Here is a 15,676-nt window from a genome sequence, read left to right as displayed (position 1 = left end):
GCGGTCGCTCGCGAGCGCTTGCCACGAGGCACCGAAGAAAGGGCGCATGGCCGTGGGCGGCGCGTCTTTCGCCCTTCCGAAGCGTTGCAACGAGCGGGGCGGGCCCGGCGGCGCTCGGCTGGCGAGCCTGCGCGCGCCGACCCCGTGCCGCTAATCAGGACGCGTGCCCCGACGTCAGGCTGAGCGCGACCGCTTGCGCGACTTCGATACCGTCGATCGCCGCCGAATAGATGCCGCCGGCATAGCCGGCGCCTTCGCCGGCCGGATACAGGCCTTCGACGTTCATGCTCTGGTAGTCGTCCTTGCGTCGAATCCGGATCGGCGACGACGTGCGCGTCTCCACGCCGGTGAGCACGGCATCGTGCATCGCGAAGCCGGCGATCTTCTTGTCGATCTCGGGCAGCGCTTCGCGGATCGCTTCGATCACGTAGTCCGGCAGCGCGGTACTGAGATCGGTCGGCGTCACGCCGGGCTTGTACGACGGCTCCACCGCACCGAGCGACGTCGACGGCCGGCCCGCGATGAAGTCGCCGACCAGCTGGCCGGGCGCGCGGTAATCGCCGCCGCCGAGTTCGAACGCGCGCGTTTCCCATTTACGCTGGAACGCGATGCCGGCGAGCGGGCCGCCCGGATAGTCGTCCGGCGTGATGCCGACGACGATGCCCGCGTTCGCATTGCGCTCGGCGCGGGAATACTGGCTCATTCCGTTGGTGACCACGCGGCCGGGCTCCGAGGTCGCGGCGACCACCGTGCCGCCCGGGCACATGCAGAAGCTGTAGACCGCGCGCCCGTTGCTTGCGTGGTGGACCACCTTGTAGTCGGCCGCGCCGAGCTGCTTGTGGCCCGCGAACTTGCCGAAGCGGCTGCGATCGATCACGCCTTGCGGATGCTCGATCCGGAACCCGAGCGAGAACGGCTTGGCTTCGATATAGACGCCGCGGTCGTGCAGCATCTGGAACGTATCGCGCGCGCTGTGGCCCACGGCCAGCACCACGCGGTCGCACCGCAATGTTTCCCCGTTCGACAGCTTGAGCGCGCGCACCTTGCCCTGGTCGATTTCGATGTCGTCGACACGGGTTTCGAAGCGCACTTCGCCGCCGAGCTCGTGGATCGACGCACGCATTTTTTCCACCATGCTGACGAGGCGGAACGTGCCGATGTGCGGGCGGCTCAGGTACAGGATGTCGTCGGGCGCGCCGGCCTTGACGAATTCGTCAAGCACCTTGCGGCCATAGTGGTTCGGATCCTTGATCTGGCTGTACAGCTTGCCGTCGGAAAACGTTCCCGCGCCGCCTTCGCCGAACTGCACGTTGGATTCGGGATTGAGCACGCTCTTGCGCCACAGGCCGAAGGTGTCCTTGGTGCGCTCGCGCACGGCCTTGCCGCGTTCGAGGATGATCGGACGGAACCCCATCTGCGCGAGGATCAGCCCCGCGAACAGTCCGCACGGGCCCATGCCGATGACGACCGGACGCAGGAAATCGGCGTGCTCGGGCGCCTTGGTGACGAAGTGGTACGTCATGTCGGGTGTCACGCCGCAATGCGGCTTGCCGGCGATGCGCTCGAGCGCGGCCGCCTCGTCCTTGACTTCGACGTCGACGATATACGTGAGCTTGATGTCGGCACGCTTGCGCGCGTCGTGCGCGCGGCGGAACACGGTGTAACGGAGCAACCCGTCTGGCGCCACGCCGAGCTCAGCGAGGCGCGCGCGAATCGCGGCCTCGAGTGCGCTCTCGGGGTGGTCGAGGGGGAGTTTGATTTCGCTTAGCCGTAACATGGGGACTCGGATGCGATTGCCACGGCGCCGTGGCGGTGTTGATACAGGCGGGGCCGGCATGCCGGCGGCCTCGTTCGCCGCGCGCGCATGCCGGACGCAAACCATTCGCCGTCGTTGCGGCAGAAGCGGAGCGAGCGGCAACACGCCGACCCGCACGCGCCACGCGAGCAACTTCAGGATAGGCGCACGAAGCGATCCGTGTGCACGGAAGATTTATCCGTGCGCCAGACGATCGGCGCGCCATCGTGACGATGCCGCGCGAGCGGTTTGCGCGAAAGCCGCGCCGCGCGGGCGCGGCCCGGGCTTACTCCGCTGCCGGATGCACGCGGCTGTAGCGGTTCAGGATCGGGATCATCTGCGCGTAGATCTTCGGGTTCGCGGCGACGATCTCGTGGCGATGCAGGAAATCGGCGTCGCCCGTGTAGTTGCCGACGAGGCCGCCGGCCTCGGTGATCAGCAGGCTGCCCGCCGCCATGTCCCACACGTTGATGCCTTGCTCGAAGAACGCGTCGAGGCGGCCGGCCGCGACGTTCGCGAGATCGAGCGCCGCCGCGCCCGGGCGGCGCAGGCCCGTGCAGGCCTGCGTCATTTCGGTGAAGAGGCGTGCGTAGGCGTCGAGGCCGTCCTTCTCGCGGAACGGGAAGCCCGTGCCGACCAGCGCGTCGGACAGGCGGTCGCGGCGGCCGACGCGGATGCGGCGGTCGTTCAGGTACGCGCCGCGGCCGCGGGTAGCCGTGAACAGGTCGTTCTTGTTCGGATCGTAGACGACGGCCTGCGTGACGACGCCCTTGTGCTCGAGCGCGATCGAGACGCAGTAGTACGGGAAGCCGTGGATGAAGTTGGTCGTGCCGTCGAGCGGATCGATGATCCACTTGAATTCGGATTCGTTCTCCGATTCGCCCGATTCCTCCGCGAGGATCGCGTGATCGGGGTAGGCGGTCTTCAGCGTCTCGATGATCGCGTCTTCGGCGGCTTTGTCCACTTCGGTGACGAAGTCGTTCTGCTGCTTCTTGCGGATCTCGATCAGGTCGAGATCGAGGGACGCGCGATTGATGATCTGTCCGGCGCGGCGCGCAGCCTTGACAGCAATGTTGAGCATGGGATGCATGAGCCTGGATCCTGTAGCCGGCGGCACGGGCCGCCACGAAGTGGGACAACCGCCCGGAACGGCGCAAGCGTGCCGGGGCGAGGTGAGACGCGAATTGACAAAGAGCGGGGTACGACCCGCGCTGCGCCGAGCGCAACGCGTAAAGGCATGATTTTACCCGATTTTCGGCGGTTTCAGGCGACCGGCATGCGGGGAAACCCCCACTGGCCGTCCGGACGAGTGGGTTTGCGCGGGCGATGGCGATACCATACGGCCATTCTGATGAACCGAGTCGTATCGTAGTGGAAACCCCGCAGAACACCGCCGCGCCGTCCGAATCGGGCGCGGCCTCGTCCGCGCCGCCGTCCGGCGGCTTCACGTCCACCCGCTTCGTGCTCGTCGAGCCGAGCCACCCCGGCAACGTCGGGGCAGCCGCCCGCGCGCTGAAGACGATGGGCTTCTCGCGCCTCGTGCTGGTCGCGCCGCGCGTGCCGCACGTGCAGCGCGACCCCGACGCGATCGCGATGGCCAGCGGCGCGGACGACGTCCTCGCGTCCGCGCATGTCGTGCCGACGCTCGGCGAAGCGCTGTCCGGCGTTCACTGGTCGATCGCGCTGACCGCGCGCACGCGCGAATACGGGCCGCCGCGTCTTGCACCGCGCGCGGCCGCCGCGCAGGCAAGCGCGCAGGTCGGCGCGGCCGACATCGCGCTCGTGTTCGGCAACGAGCGCACCGGTCTCGCGAACGAGCATGTCGACCAGTGCAGCGCGCTCGCGCATATTCCGGCCAACCCTGCCTACAGTTCGCTGAACCTCGCGCAGGCCGTGCAGGTGCTCGCATACGAGTTGCGCGTCGCGTTTCTCGAACAGGCGAGCGAGCCGTCGGCGCAGCCGCCGGCCGAAGCCGGCACGCTCGCGCAGAGCGACGAGATCGAGCGGATGTACGTGCACCTCGAGAACGCATTGATCGCGCTCGACTTCCTCGACCCGCGCAATCCGAAGAAGCTGATGCCGCGGCTGCGGCGCCTGTTCGCGCGCACCGGCCTCGAGCGCGAGGAGGTCAACATCCTGCGCGGCATCGCGAAGCACATCCTGCTGAAGTCGGGCAAGCCGGGCGGCGACGCGTAAGCGGCCGACGCTCCGATTGCCGGGCGCGGGGAATCCGGTGGCAGGCCGTGCCTCGACCCACCGGAAGCGTCGAAGCTTCTATTTCTCCGACCGACCCACCCTGCAAGCGCCGCCACAGCAAGCGTCCCGGCAGAATACCCGCGCCGACGGCGGGGTGAACGCGCGGCCGCGTGCGGCCGCGCGCGACTGGCCCTACAATCGCCGGACATCATAAGCAAATGACCCGGTGCGATAACGGCCGGCATTGCCGGCGATGCGCGCCGGCCTTTTCCCAGACCACATCATGTTCACGAGACTGCGCGAAGACGTTGCAACGATTCGCGAGCGGGATCCCGCCGCTCGCAGTGCGTGGGAAGTGCTGACCTGTTATCCGGGGCTGCACGCGCTCGTGCTGCACCGATTCGCGCACGCATGCTGGCGCGCGAAACGCTACTGGCTCGCGCGGTTCGTGTCGCAGGCCGGCCGGTTCCTGACCGGAATCGAGATCCATCCCGGCGCGACGATCGGCCGGCGCGTGTTCATCGATCACGGCATGGGTGTCGTGATCGGCGAGACGGCGATCATCGGCGACGACTGCACGATCTATCAGGGCGTGACGTTGGGCGGCACGTCGCTCACGCGCGGCGCGAAGCGCCACCCGACGCTCGAGGCCGGCGTGATCGTCGGTGCCGGCGCGAAGGTGCTTGGCGGTTTCACGGTCGGCGCGGGCGCGAAGATCGGCTCGAACGCGGTGGTCGTCAAGCCGGTGCCGGCGGGCGGCACGGCGGTGGGCAACCCGGCGCGCATCGTGATGCCGGCGCAGCCGAAGCCGCAGGCCGAGCGTGCGGCGTTCAGCGCGTACGGGATCACGCCGAACGCCGACGATCCGATGTCGCTCGCGATTCACGGTCTGATCGATCATGCGGCGAAGGAAAGCCGCCGCGTCGACGAGATCGTCGCGGCGCTCGAGCGGCTCGGCACGCATCTGGAAACGCTGCAGGGCGCCGACGCGGCGCGCCTCGACCTGCGCAGGCTGTCGGCGGTGCTCGAAGGCAAGACGGTCGAACGCCAGACGTAACGAACGCGATCGACGCCGATCGCTGTCGGTCAGTGCGATAGCAGCGGCGGCGTCAGTCGAGCGGCATCGCGTGGATGCCTTCCGCGTCGACGCGCAGGTAGCCGCCGCGCGGCGTGCCGTGATCGAGATCCCAGTCGGGCAGCACCCAGCGGATCCCGCCCGGCTCGGCGTGGCGCGCGGGGCGGTGCGTGTGGCCGTGAATGATCACGCTCGCGCGGCTTTTCCGGAACAGCGCGGCCACGCCTTCTTGCGTGACGTCGTACACGGCCGACGCAGGGCGCATGCGGCCCGCTTCGCTGCTCGAGCGCATGCGTTGCGCGAGCGCGCGGCGCCACCGGAACGGCCACGCGAGAAACAGCCATTGCGCGACGCGGTTGCGCGCGAAGCGACGGAACACCTGGTAGCCGCGGTCGGCCGTGCATTGCGCGTCGCCGTGCGCGAGCACGATGCGCTGGCCGAACGCCATGATCAGCGAAGGGTCGGGCAGCAGCATCGCGCCGGCGGCCTTCATGAAGCGCCGGCCGAGCAGGAAATCGCGGTTGCCGTGCATCACGTAGAGCGCGATGCCGCGTTCCGAGAACGTGTGCATCAGCGCGGCCATACGCGCGGCGAACGGATCGTCGTCGAGGACGTCGTCGCCGATCCAGTATTCGAACAGGTCGCCGAGGATGAACACCGAATCGGCGCTGTCGGCGGTGTATTTGACGAAATGCTCGAACGCGGCGACCGTCTTCGGAATCGCCTCGCTCAGGTGCAGATCGGACAGAAACAGGAACGGGCGTGCGGCTTGCGCGTACTCGCGCTCGCCCGGCACGCCCGCGGAGACGCTTCGCGGCGGACTCTCCTGCAACATCGAAGTGCCTCCGTAACGGCGGGTGCGTCAGACCACCACGGCCTTTTCGATCACGACGTCGTCGGTCGGCACGTCCTGATGGAAGCCGGCGTTGCCCGTCTTGACGCCCTTGATCTTGTCGACCACGTCCTGGCCTTCGACGACCTTGCCGAACACCGCGTAGCCCCAGCCCTGCGGCGTCGGCGACGAGTGGTTCAGGAAGTCGTTGTCGTTCACGTTGATGAAGAACTGGGCAGTCGCCGAGTGCGGATCGTTCGTGCGCGCCATCGCGATAGTGTAGTTGTCGTTCTTCAGGCCGTTGTTCGCCTCGTTGTCGATCGGCGCGTCGGTCGGCTTCTGCTTCAGGCCCGGCTCGAAGCCGCCGCCCTGGATCATGAAGCCGTTGATCACGCGATGGAACACGGTGCCGTCGTAATGGCCCTTCTTCACGTAGTTCAGGAAGTTCTCGACCGTCTTCGGTGCCTTCGCGGCGTCGAGCTCGAGCTTGATCACGCCGTGGTTCGTGTGCAGTTCAACCATGATGAATTCCTTCGGTGAGGCAGTTTAAATGGCACGCGGCCGGTCGTGCGACGCGGCCGCGTGAGGCGCCGGACGTGCCGGCAGGTGCTTACTTCGAGACGATGCTCGCCGATTCGATCACGACCGGTTGCGCCGGCACGTCCTGCATCGGGCCGCGCGAGGTCGTCGCCACGCCTTCGATCTTCTTCACGACGTCGAGACCCGACACGACCTTGCCGAACACCGCATAGCCGTTGCCGTCCGGGTTCGGGTAGTCGAGGCCGCCGTTGTCGACGGTATTGATGAAGAACTGCGCGGTGGCCGAATTCGGGTCGCTCGTGCGGGCCATCGCGATCGTGCCCGTCAGGTTCTTCAGACCATTGCGGCTCTCCAGCGGGATCGGCGCGCGGGTCGGCTTTTCCTCGAAGTTGGTCTTGTAGCCGCCGCCCTGGATCATGAAGCCCTTGATCACGCGATGGAAGATCGTGCCGTTGTACTGGCCGGCCTTCACGTAATCGAGGAAGTTGGCGACCGACTTCGGCGCCTTCTCCGGGTAGAGCTCGACGCGGATGTCGCCCTGCGAGGTCTTCAGCTGCACGACGGGGTGCGCGGTGGCCGATTGCGCGAATGCGGGCGCGGTCGCGAGAAGGGCGGCGCCGCCAAGCGCCAGCAACAGACGTTTCATTGCGATCCTCAGGTTGGGAGGGAAGGAAGGCCGCGCCGCTTAGCGCGACGGCGCGACGTACGGCGCCGCCAGTGCGCCCGACGGACCGCTGAACTGGAACGTCGGCGACATCGGCAGCGTGGTGGTGCTCACGTTCGCGGCGGCGCGCTCGGTGTAATCGCGCGTGGCGGGCGTCGTCGCGCGCGCGTTCGGCGCGGCTTTCGACGGCGACACGATCTTCTGCAGATCGGCGAGGCGCTGCGCGGTCGCGCCGCTCGTGCGGCCGAGCGATTGCGCGCGCTTGTACGATTCGGCCGCGAGGCGCAGGTAGAGATCGCCGAGGTTCTCGTACGCGAGCGTGTAGCTCGGGTTCGACTGCGTCGCGGTGACGAGCGCGGTGCGCGCTTCGTCATAGCGGCCGTGCTTCGCGTAGAGCGCCGCGAGGTTGTTGTACGGCTCGGGCAGCTCGGGGTACGCCTGCGTGATCGCGACGAACTGCTGGATCGCGTCGTCGTCGCGGTTCAGGCGGGCCAGCACGGTGCCTCGCTTGAACTGCGCCTGCACGTCGTGCGGGTTCGACGCGATGCGCGCGTCGAGCTGCGCGAGCGCCTGCTTCCACTGCTTGCCGGCGATCGACGCGTCGATTTCGGGCGTGCCGTCGGCGACCGCCGGGGCTTTCTGCGCATGCGCCGCGGGTGCCGCGAAAAGCGTCAGCGCGACGCCCATGACGGTGGTCGCAACGAGGGTCGCAGCGCTCGGCGCGCGGCCGCGATGAGGTTTCATAGGCGTAAATCGGAATGTTATACTCCGAGCCATTCTAACAAAACGTCTGCGCGTTCCGGCGAGCGGCAGACAGTCTTTCTTAGCCTCTCGTGGCCGTCACCGCTGTGCTTGCAGCCTGACCGCCCCATGTGATAACGAGGACGCGCGGCCCGGCGCCGCAGCAGATGGTCCGTCCGTTTCACATGCTGGGCGAGCTTCGCCAGGGCGGTTTCCTTCGGCTCACGGTTCATCTCTATGGAATCACTGCGCATCTACAACACGCTCGCGCGTGACAAGCAAGTTTTCGTGCCGCGCCAGTCCGGCGAAGTGCGGATGTACGTATGCGGGATCACCGTCTACGACTATTGTCACGTGGGCCACGCGCGCATGCTGGTCGTGTTCGACCTCGTCCAGCGCTGGCTGCGTGCGATCGGCTACCGGGTCACGTACGTGCGCAACATCACCGACATCGACGACAAGATCATCCGGCGCGCGGTCGAGAACGGCGAGACGATCAAGTCGCTGACCGATCGCTTCATCGGCGCGATGCACGAGGACGAGGCCGCGCTCGGCATCCAGCGGCCCGACATCGAGCCGCGCGCGACGCAGTTCATCCCGCAGATGCTCGGCATGATCGAGACGCTCGAGACGAACGGCTACGCGTATCAGGCGGCCGATGGCGACGTCAATTACTCGGTGCGCAAGTTCGCGAGCTACGGGAAGCTGTCGGGCAAGTCGCTCGACGACCTTCGCGCGGGCGAGCGCGTCGCCGCGAACGATGCGAAGCAGGATCCGCTCGACTTCGTGCTGTGGAAGCGCGCGAAGCCGGAAGATCCGGAAGGCACGTCGTGGGCGTCGAAGTACGGGATGGGCCGCCCGGGCTGGCACATCGAATGCTCGGCGATGGGCTGCTCGCTGCTCGGCAATCATTTCGACATCCACGGCGGCGGGCAGGATCTGCAATTCCCGCACCACGAGAACGAGATCGCGCAGAGCGAGGGCGCGACCGGCGAGACGTTCGTCAATTACTGGATGCACAACGGCTTCGTGCAGGTCGACAACGAGAAGATGTCGAAATCGCTCGGCAACTTCTTCACGATCCGGGAAGTGCTCGAGCGTTACGACGCGGAAGTCATGCGCTTCTTCATCGTGCGCACGCATTACCGTTCGCCGCTCAATTACAGCGACGTGCATCTCGACGATGCACGCGCATCGCTCACGCGTCTGTACACCGCGCTGAAGGACGTCGAGCCCGACACGCTCGCGCTCGACTGGAACGAGCCGCACGCACAGCGTTTCGCGGCCGCGATGAACGACGATTTCAACACGCCGGTCGCGGTGGCGACGCTGTTCGAGCTGGCGGGTGAAGTCAACCGCACGCGCGACGCGTCGCTCGCACGGCAACTGAAACAGCTGGCGGGCCTGCTCGGCCTGCTGGGCCGCGAACCGCGCGCGTTCCTGCAGCAGGCGTCCGGCGCCGCGCAGGCGGGCGGGCTCGCGGCCGACGAGATCGAAGCGAAGATCGCCGCGCGCGTCGCGGCGAAGCAAGCGAAGGACTATGCCGAAGCGGACCGGATCCGGGCGGAATTGCTCGAAGCCGGCATCGCACTTGAAGACAAACCGGGCGGATCGACCGAATGGCGTCGCGTATGAGCGCGGTGCGTTCCACTGACCGATCCGTCAGGTAGGAGGCAAGATGGCAACGGCCAGAAAAGCGCCGGTCAGGCGCGCGACCCCGGTCGCCGCGCGTCCGGCAGCCAAGCGCGTACCGGCGGCGAAGGCGGACGCGACGCGCGCCGTGCCGAACGGCGCGCTGAACGGTCATGCGCAGCCGGCGGCCGCGCCGCCGGCCGCCGACGCGGCCCGCAAGACACGTGCGTCGGAAGCGGATGGCGAGGAGGTCGTCGTGCGTCCCGCCTATTGGGACAAGGCATGCGCGGACCTCGTCAAGCGCGACCGGATCCTGAAGAAGCTGATTCCGAAGTTTGGTCCCGCGCATCTCGTGAAACGCGGCGACCCGTTCGTCACGCTCGCGCGCTCGGTCGTCGGCCAGCAGATTTCGGTGCCGTCCGCGCAGTCGCTGTGGGCGCGCATCGAGGACGCCTGCCCGAAGCTCGCGCCGCAACCGGTGATCCGGCTCGGCGCGGACAAGCTGATCGCGTGCGGGCTGTCGAAGCGCAAGACGGAATACATCCTCGATCTTGCGAAGCATTTCGTGTCGGGGGCGCTGCACGTCGACAAATGGACGTCGATGGACGACGAGGACGTGATCGCGGAACTCACGCAGATCCGCGGCATCAGCCGCTGGACCGCCGAGATGTTCCTGATCTTCAACCTGTCGCGGCCGGACGTGCTGCCGCTCGACGACCCGGGCCTGATCCGTGCGATCAGCGTCAATTACTTCAGCGGCGAACCCGTCACGCGCAGCGAGGCGCGCGAGGTCGCGGCCAACTGGGAGCCGTGGCGCACCGTCGCGACCTGGTACATGTGGCGCAGCCTCGATGCGCCCGACGTCGACGCCTGAGTGCAGGCTATCGAGTTTTGAACATCAATAGTTGAGAGCCGGTTTTGCGCGCCGCCCGCGCGGGTAGAATACGCGCTGCCGCAAGACCCAAGGATTCGAACACATGAAGACCACGTTTCTGGATTTCGAACAGCCGATCGCCGAACTCGAGGCAAAGATCGAAGAGCTGCGATTCGTGCAGGACGACTCGGCTGTCGATATTTCGGAAGAAATCGAGCGGCTGTCGAAGAAAAGCCAGCAACTGACGAAGGACCTCTACGCGAACCTGACGCCGTGGCAGGTTTCGCAGATCGCGCGGCATCCGCAGCGTCCGTACACGCTCGATTACGTCGCGGAACTGTTTACCGATTTTCACGAGCTGCATGGCGATCGCGCGTTCGCGGACGACCTGTCGATCGTCGGCGGTCTCGCGCGCTTCGGCGGCCATCCGTGCATGGTGATCGGTCACCAGAAGGGCCGCGACACGAAGGAGCGCGCCGCGCGCAACTTCGGGATGCCGCGTCCGGAAGGCTATCGGAAGGCCGAGCGCCTGATGCGTCTGGCCGAGAAGTTCGGGCTGCCGATCTTCACGTTCGTCGACACGCCGGGCGCGTACCCGGGCATCGGCGCGGAAGAGCGCGGCCAGTCGGAGGCGATCGGTCGCAACCTGTACGTGATGGCCGAGCTGAAGACGCCGATCATCACGACGGTGATCGGCGAGGGCGGTTCGGGCGGCGCGCTGGCGATCGCCGTGGCCGATACCGTGATGATGCTGCAGTTCTCGACCTACTCGGTGATCTCGCCGGAAGGCTGCGCGTCGATCCTGTGGAAGAGCGCTGCGAAGGCGCCCGAAGCCGCGGAAGCGCTGGGCCTGACCGCGCACCGCCTGAAGGCGCTCGGCCTGATCGACAAGATCATCAACGAGCCGCTCGGCGGCGCGCATCGCGATCCGAAGGGCATGGCCGCGCTGCTGCGCCGTGCGCTGGCCGATTCGCTGCGCCAGTTCCAGGGCATGAGCATCGATGCGCTGCGCGAGCGCCGCTTCGAGCGCCTGATGGCCTACGGCAAGTTCAAGGAAACCACGCCGGGCGCATGACCGGCCGTGTATTCAATGCGCGCGCCGCGGCGCGCGCGTCCCGCTCGTGATCCCGCCCACCGAATTCTCCGCCGACCGTGTCGTCCTCGACGCGGTCGGCGTTGCGCTTTCCGGCCTGCCGCCGGATGCGCGCATCGCGATCGCCTACAGCGGCGGCCTCGATTCGACGGTGCTGCTCGATGCGACCGTGCGCGTCGCGGGCGCATCGCGCTGCGTCGCGTTGCACGTGCATCACGGCCTGAGCGCGAATGCCGACGCATGGGTCGCGCATGCCGAAGGGCAAGCGGCGCGGCTCGGCGTCGCATTCGAATCGATGCGCGTCGACGTGCCGCGCGACAGCGGGCTCGGTATCGAGGCGACGGCGCGCGAGCGTCGCTACGCGGCGCTCGACGCGATGGGCGAACGCCACGGCGTGGCAGCGCTGTGGCTCGCGCAACATGCGGACGACCAGGCCGAGACCGTGCTGCTGCAACTGTTGCGCGGTGCGGGAATCGCGGGGCTTGCCGCGATGGCGCCGCGTTATCGCCCCGACGGCGTGAGCATCGAGCGCGTGCGCCCATTGCTGCGACTGTTGCGCGCGCAACTCGAGCGCTATGCGGAGCAGCACGCGCTCGCGTGGATCGACGACGAATCGAACGGTGACACGCGCTATGCGCGCAATGCGCTGCGCGTCGACGTGCTGCCGGCGCTGGCCGTGCATTTCCCTGGCTTTCGCGATGCGCTCGGTCGCGCGGCGCAGCACGCGGCGGCGGCTCAGCGGTTGCTCGACGATCTGGCCGAGCTGGATTTCGCCGTCGCCGCGCGCGATGACGGGCAGGCGCTGTCGCGCGACGCGCTGATCGGATTCGACGACACGCGCGGCGCGAACCTGCTGCGCTTCTGGATGCGCCGGCTCGGTTTGCCGGGCGCGTCGGCCGCCCGGCTCGCCAACATGATGCGACAACTGCGCGCGGCGCACGATGCGCATGCGCTGCGCGTCGATCACGCGGGGCAGTGCCTGCGGCTCTATCGCGATGTCGTCTACTGGGAAGCCGGCGACAGCAGCGAACCGGCCGACGACGGTACGGGTACGCCGCAACCGGAGGCGGCGCTCGCATGGGACGGACAGCAAGTGTGGCACCTGCCGGCATGGCGCGGCACGTTCGTGTTTGCGCCCGCCGACGCGGGCAGCGCCGACGCGGTGCCGGAGGAGCTGCTGCGCGGTGCGCGGCTGGCGGTGCGCCCCCGGGCCGGAGGCGAACGGATGCGGACGTCGCCGGGCGGGCCGGGCCGAACGCTGAAGAACCTGTTCCAGGAGCGCGGGGTGCCGGCCTGGCAACGCGACGTGCCGCTGCTGTTCGCGGGCGACCGGCTGATCTACGTGCCGCGGCTGGGTGTCAATCGCGACATCGGCATGCCTGACGGGGCGGCACCCGGCGCCGCCGCATGGCGCCGGATCGAGTGGCGTCCCGACCTGCTGATCGCGTAACGGCGGCACGCTTCCGGCGGCGCGATGGCGCGCCCATTTTCACCATTTGGTAAACAGCGCCGGAACGGTCGCCGCCACGGCGCGCGGCTTGTCAAGCGGGCTTCTATCGGGTACGCTCGGTCGTTTGCTCGGCTCGATTTTTGAGCGTTTTGTGCAGGTTTTCCGCGTGACGTACCCGGTTTGCGCGGCCTGATCGGCCTTCCGGGCAAAATCCGTCACGCTTGCGTGTTGCGTCCCAGCCGTCCCCCTTGTCGTCCGTCCACAGCCACAAGCCGCGTGACCGAACGGCTATGCGGCCTGCCCAGCGCGCCCGTGCGGCTTCTCCTCCAGTTCAGAACGACAATGGCACTCATCGTACACAAATACGGCGGCACTTCGATGGGCTCGGTCGAGCGCATCAAGAACGTCGCGAAACGCGTCGCAAAATGGCATCAGGCCGGGCACCAGATGGTGGTCGTGCCTTCGGCGATGTCCGGCGAAACCAACCGTCTGCTCGGTCTTGCGAAAGAGATTTCGAGCCAGCCGAGCCCGCGTGAGCTCGACATGATCGCGTCGACCGGCGAGCAGGTCAGCGTCGGCCTGCTGTCGATCGCGCTGCAGGAAATCGGTGTCGAGGCCGTGAGCTATGCCGGCTGGCAAGTGCCGATCAAGACCGACAGCGCGTTTACGAAAGCACGCATCCACTCGATCGACGACGAGCGCGTGAAGGACGACCTGAACGCGGGCAAGGTCGTGATCATCACGGGCTTCCAGGGCGTCGATCCGGACGGTCACATCACGACGCTGGGCCGTGGCGGCTCGGACACGTCGGCGGTGGCGGTGGCGGCTGCGCTCGGTGCCGAAGAGTGTCTGATCTATACCGACGTCGACGGCGTCTACACGACCGATCCGCGTGTCGTCGAAGAGGCGCGCCGCCTCGACCGCGTGACGTTCGAGGAGATGCTGGAAATGGCCAGCCTCGGCTCGAAGGTCCTGCAGATCCGCTCGGTCGAATTCGCCGGCAAATACCAGGTGAAGACGCGTGTGCTGTCGAGCCTGACCGATCCGCTGATTGCGCTCGACGAAGAAATGCGCTCGGGCACCCTGATTACTTTTGAAGAAGACGAGACCATGGAAAAGGCAGTCATTTCCGGCATCGCGTTCCAGCGCGACGAAGCACGCATTGCGGTGATGGGCGTGCCCGACAAGCCGGGCATCGCATATCAGATCCTCGGCCCGGTGGCCGATGCGAACGTCGACGTCGACATGATCATCCAGAACCAGAGCGTCGAAGGCAAAACCGACTTCACGTTCACGGTCGGTCGCGGCGACTACCAGAAGGCGATGGACATCCTCACCAACCAGGTGCAGGCCCATGTGAGCGCCGAGCGCGTGCAGGGCGATCCGAAGGTGTCGAAGGTGTCGGTCGTCGGCGTCGGCATGCGTTCGCACGTGGGCGTCGCGAGCAAGATGTTCCGCACGCTGTCGGAAGAGGGCATCAACATCCAGATGATCTCGACGTCCGAAATCAAGATCTCGGTGCTGATCGACGAGAAATACATGGAGCTGGCCGTCCGCGCGCTGCACAAGGCTTTCGAACTCGACCAGGCATCGTGAATTTTTCGTGATGCATTGAAGAAAATGCATCACGGAATTTGACGTACGGTTCGAAACCCTATATTATCTCGTTCTCGTCGCACTGCCTCCCTGGTGCGAGCGAAAGTTTGGGAGACGTGGCCGAGAGGTCGAAGGCACTCCCCTGCTAAGGGAGCATCTGGGCCAAAACCTGGATCGAGGGTTCGAATCCCTCCGTCTCCGCCAAAAGCGGTGACAAAGCCCCGCAAGTTCTCGGACTTGCGGGGCTTTTTCTTTTTCAGCCCCTCACTAGGCCCATCAGCAAGCGTGCGCTGGGCAGGGCTTGTCGTCGGTGTGAGGCATTTATTGATGCCGCGGCGCTGTCTTCGATGGCGAGTGCCGGACGGAAAGGGAATCGAGGGAGAAAGGTGACAAGGGACGCGAGCCGTTCGGTTCTGCGAGGCACTGAAGGTGGGGCTGCACGCGAGACTGTGTGATTGTCCAGTACGTTGTCATCGGTTGCTGCCCGGACAGCGGAACCCACGGCGCAGCCGGCGGCGCTGCCGGCGAGGTCGGCAATTACTGCACCTGCGAGCCCGCCGAAGACCATCCCGAGTGGTCCAGCGATCGAGCCAACGACTGCGCTGGTTTCCGCGCCGGCGAGCGCGGCTACCATGCCGCCCGTTGCCCCCGCGACGCTGCCGATCGTGCTACCGGCCTTGCGGCCGCGATTGCGCGAGTCGATACGCGAGGACAGACGACGCGGACAGCGGATTGCCGGATTGGGCGACGACGGCGCGGTGGCCTTGGTTGGCGCCGGGTCGGGTTTGCCCGGTTCGCTCCATCAACGATTCGATCGCGTCGCGCAGGTCGTGGCGGCCTTCGCTCGCAGCCGGATGCGAAGGCGGTTCTTCGCGCCGGCCGAACGACGGATAGCTATCGGCCGATTCGACGCTGGCTTCGCGCGTTGCGTGAATGACGTGATCGGGATGCGGCGCGAGTGCTTCCTATTCGTCGAATTCGTCGACGGCGGTGCGCTGAGTGGTGGCGCTGTGAGTCGGCGGGGGAGTGACAGGCGTGTGTCGGCGTGCTGGCCAGTCCTCAATAGCGAGCCAATGGAAACCCACCGCGACCATGGGAACGATCGCGAGGCCCAGCCCGATCAGCGCAAAGGTTGGGGGATCGGGGGTCACGAGAACTCCTGAGTGAAGTGCGCCGATGCGGAGACGC

14 protein-coding genes and 1 tRNA gene are annotated in these 15,676 nt (G+C 66.9%); 8 read left to right on the top strand and 7 right to left on the bottom strand.

What is annotated here, in order from left to right:
- Positions 1-154 precede the first annotated feature (154 nt).
- Both LGM42_RS08455 and LGM42_RS08450 read right to left on the bottom strand, forming a co-directional pair.
- On the bottom strand, positions 155-1,777 hold the full coding sequence (locus LGM42_RS08455; RefSeq protein ID WP_060310075.1) for an NAD(P)/FAD-dependent oxidoreductase: 1,623 nt from the start codon (positions 1,775-1,777) through the stop codon (positions 155-157).
- A gap of 304 nt (positions 1,778-2,081) precedes the next feature.
- The gene (locus LGM42_RS08450; protein ID WP_059608913.1) at positions 2,082-2,885 is read right to left on the bottom strand and encodes an inositol monophosphatase family protein; all 804 of its coding nucleotides are present in this window, start codon (positions 2,883-2,885) and stop codon (positions 2,082-2,084) included.
- Positions 2,886-3,166: 281 nt separating this feature from the next.
- On the opposite strand from LGM42_RS08450, the gene LGM42_RS08445 reads away from it, so the two are divergent.
- On the top strand, positions 3,167-3,991 hold the full coding sequence (locus LGM42_RS08445; protein WP_060310074.1) for an RNA methyltransferase: 825 nt from the start codon (positions 3,167-3,169) through the stop codon (positions 3,989-3,991).
- Positions 3,992-4,274: 283 nt separating this feature from the next.
- Positions 4,275-5,048 (top strand): serine O-acetyltransferase, encoded by a 774-nt coding sequence (gene cysE / locus LGM42_RS08440; RefSeq protein WP_059583378.1) that lies wholly within the window; start codon positions 4,275-4,277, stop codon positions 5,046-5,048.
- 52 nt (positions 5,049-5,100) lie between these two features.
- On the opposite strand, the gene LGM42_RS08435 is transcribed toward cysE, so the two are convergent.
- The 4 genes from LGM42_RS08435 to LGM42_RS08420 all read right to left on the bottom strand — a co-directional run bounded on the left by LGM42_RS08435 (position 5,101) and on the right by LGM42_RS08420 (position 7,846).
- Positions 5,101-5,901 (bottom strand): UDP-2,3-diacylglucosamine diphosphatase, encoded by an 801-nt coding sequence (locus tag LGM42_RS08435; protein ID WP_226231980.1) that lies wholly within the window; start codon positions 5,899-5,901, stop codon positions 5,101-5,103.
- A 27-nt stretch (positions 5,902-5,928) separates the two neighbouring features.
- The gene (locus LGM42_RS08430; protein ID WP_006483987.1) at positions 5,929-6,420 is read right to left on the bottom strand and encodes a peptidylprolyl isomerase; all 492 of its coding nucleotides are present in this window, start codon (positions 6,418-6,420) and stop codon (positions 5,929-5,931) included.
- Between the two features lie 88 nt (positions 6,421-6,508).
- Entirely contained in the window at positions 6,509-7,084 is a 576-nt protein-coding gene (locus tag LGM42_RS08425) for a peptidylprolyl isomerase (RefSeq protein WP_059583382.1), read from the bottom strand.
- A gap of 39 nt (positions 7,085-7,123) precedes the next feature.
- The gene (locus LGM42_RS08420; protein WP_060310072.1) at positions 7,124-7,846 is read right to left on the bottom strand and encodes a tetratricopeptide repeat protein; all 723 of its coding nucleotides are present in this window, start codon (positions 7,844-7,846) and stop codon (positions 7,124-7,126) included.
- Between the two features lie 234 nt (positions 7,847-8,080).
- Here LGM42_RS08420 and cysS point away from each other — a divergent pair, with 234 nt between their 5' ends.
- From cysS to LGM42_RS08390, 6 genes are all read left to right on the top strand, one after another.
- On the top strand, positions 8,081-9,478 hold the full coding sequence (gene cysS, locus LGM42_RS08415; RefSeq protein ID WP_226231979.1) for a cysteine--tRNA ligase: 1,398 nt from the start codon (positions 8,081-8,083) through the stop codon (positions 9,476-9,478).
- A gap of 43 nt (positions 9,479-9,521) precedes the next feature.
- A complete protein-coding gene (locus LGM42_RS08410) occupies positions 9,522-10,349 on the top strand; it encodes a DNA-3-methyladenine glycosylase family protein (RefSeq protein ID WP_060310070.1) in 828 nt (275 codons plus the stop codon).
- 103 nt (positions 10,350-10,452) lie between these two features.
- Positions 10,453-11,424: an acetyl-CoA carboxylase carboxyltransferase subunit alpha gene (locus LGM42_RS08405; protein ID WP_006401892.1), complete on the top strand. Its 972-nt coding sequence runs from the start codon at positions 10,453-10,455 to the stop codon at positions 11,422-11,424.
- Positions 11,425-11,470: 46 nt separating this feature from the next.
- Positions 11,471-12,892 (top strand): tRNA lysidine(34) synthetase TilS, encoded by a 1,422-nt coding sequence (gene tilS / locus LGM42_RS08400; RefSeq protein WP_226231978.1) that lies wholly within the window; start codon positions 11,471-11,473, stop codon positions 12,890-12,892.
- Positions 12,893-13,234: 342 nt separating this feature from the next.
- Positions 13,235-14,488 (top strand): aspartate kinase, encoded by a 1,254-nt coding sequence (locus tag LGM42_RS08395; RefSeq protein WP_226231977.1) that lies wholly within the window; start codon positions 13,235-13,237, stop codon positions 14,486-14,488.
- Between the two features lie 110 nt (positions 14,489-14,598).
- Positions 14,599-14,692 (top strand) — tRNA-Ser (locus LGM42_RS08390).
- Positions 14,693-15,453: 761 nt separating this feature from the next.
- On the opposite strand, the gene LGM42_RS08385 is transcribed toward LGM42_RS08390, so the two are convergent.
- Positions 15,454-15,639, bottom strand: a complete 186-nt coding sequence (locus LGM42_RS08385; RefSeq protein ID WP_226231976.1) for a hypothetical protein — start codon at positions 15,637-15,639, stop codon at positions 15,454-15,456.
- Positions 15,640-15,676 lie beyond the last annotated feature (37 nt).

The sequence above is a fragment of the Burkholderia sp. AU39826 genome (genome assembly GCF_020419965.1).
GTDB classification, from domain to species: Bacteria; Pseudomonadota; Gammaproteobacteria; order Burkholderiales; family Burkholderiaceae; genus Burkholderia; species Burkholderia semiarida.
The sequence above is the reverse complement of the archived record's forward strand: the minus strand, read 5'-3'. Positions and strand labels throughout refer to the sequence as shown.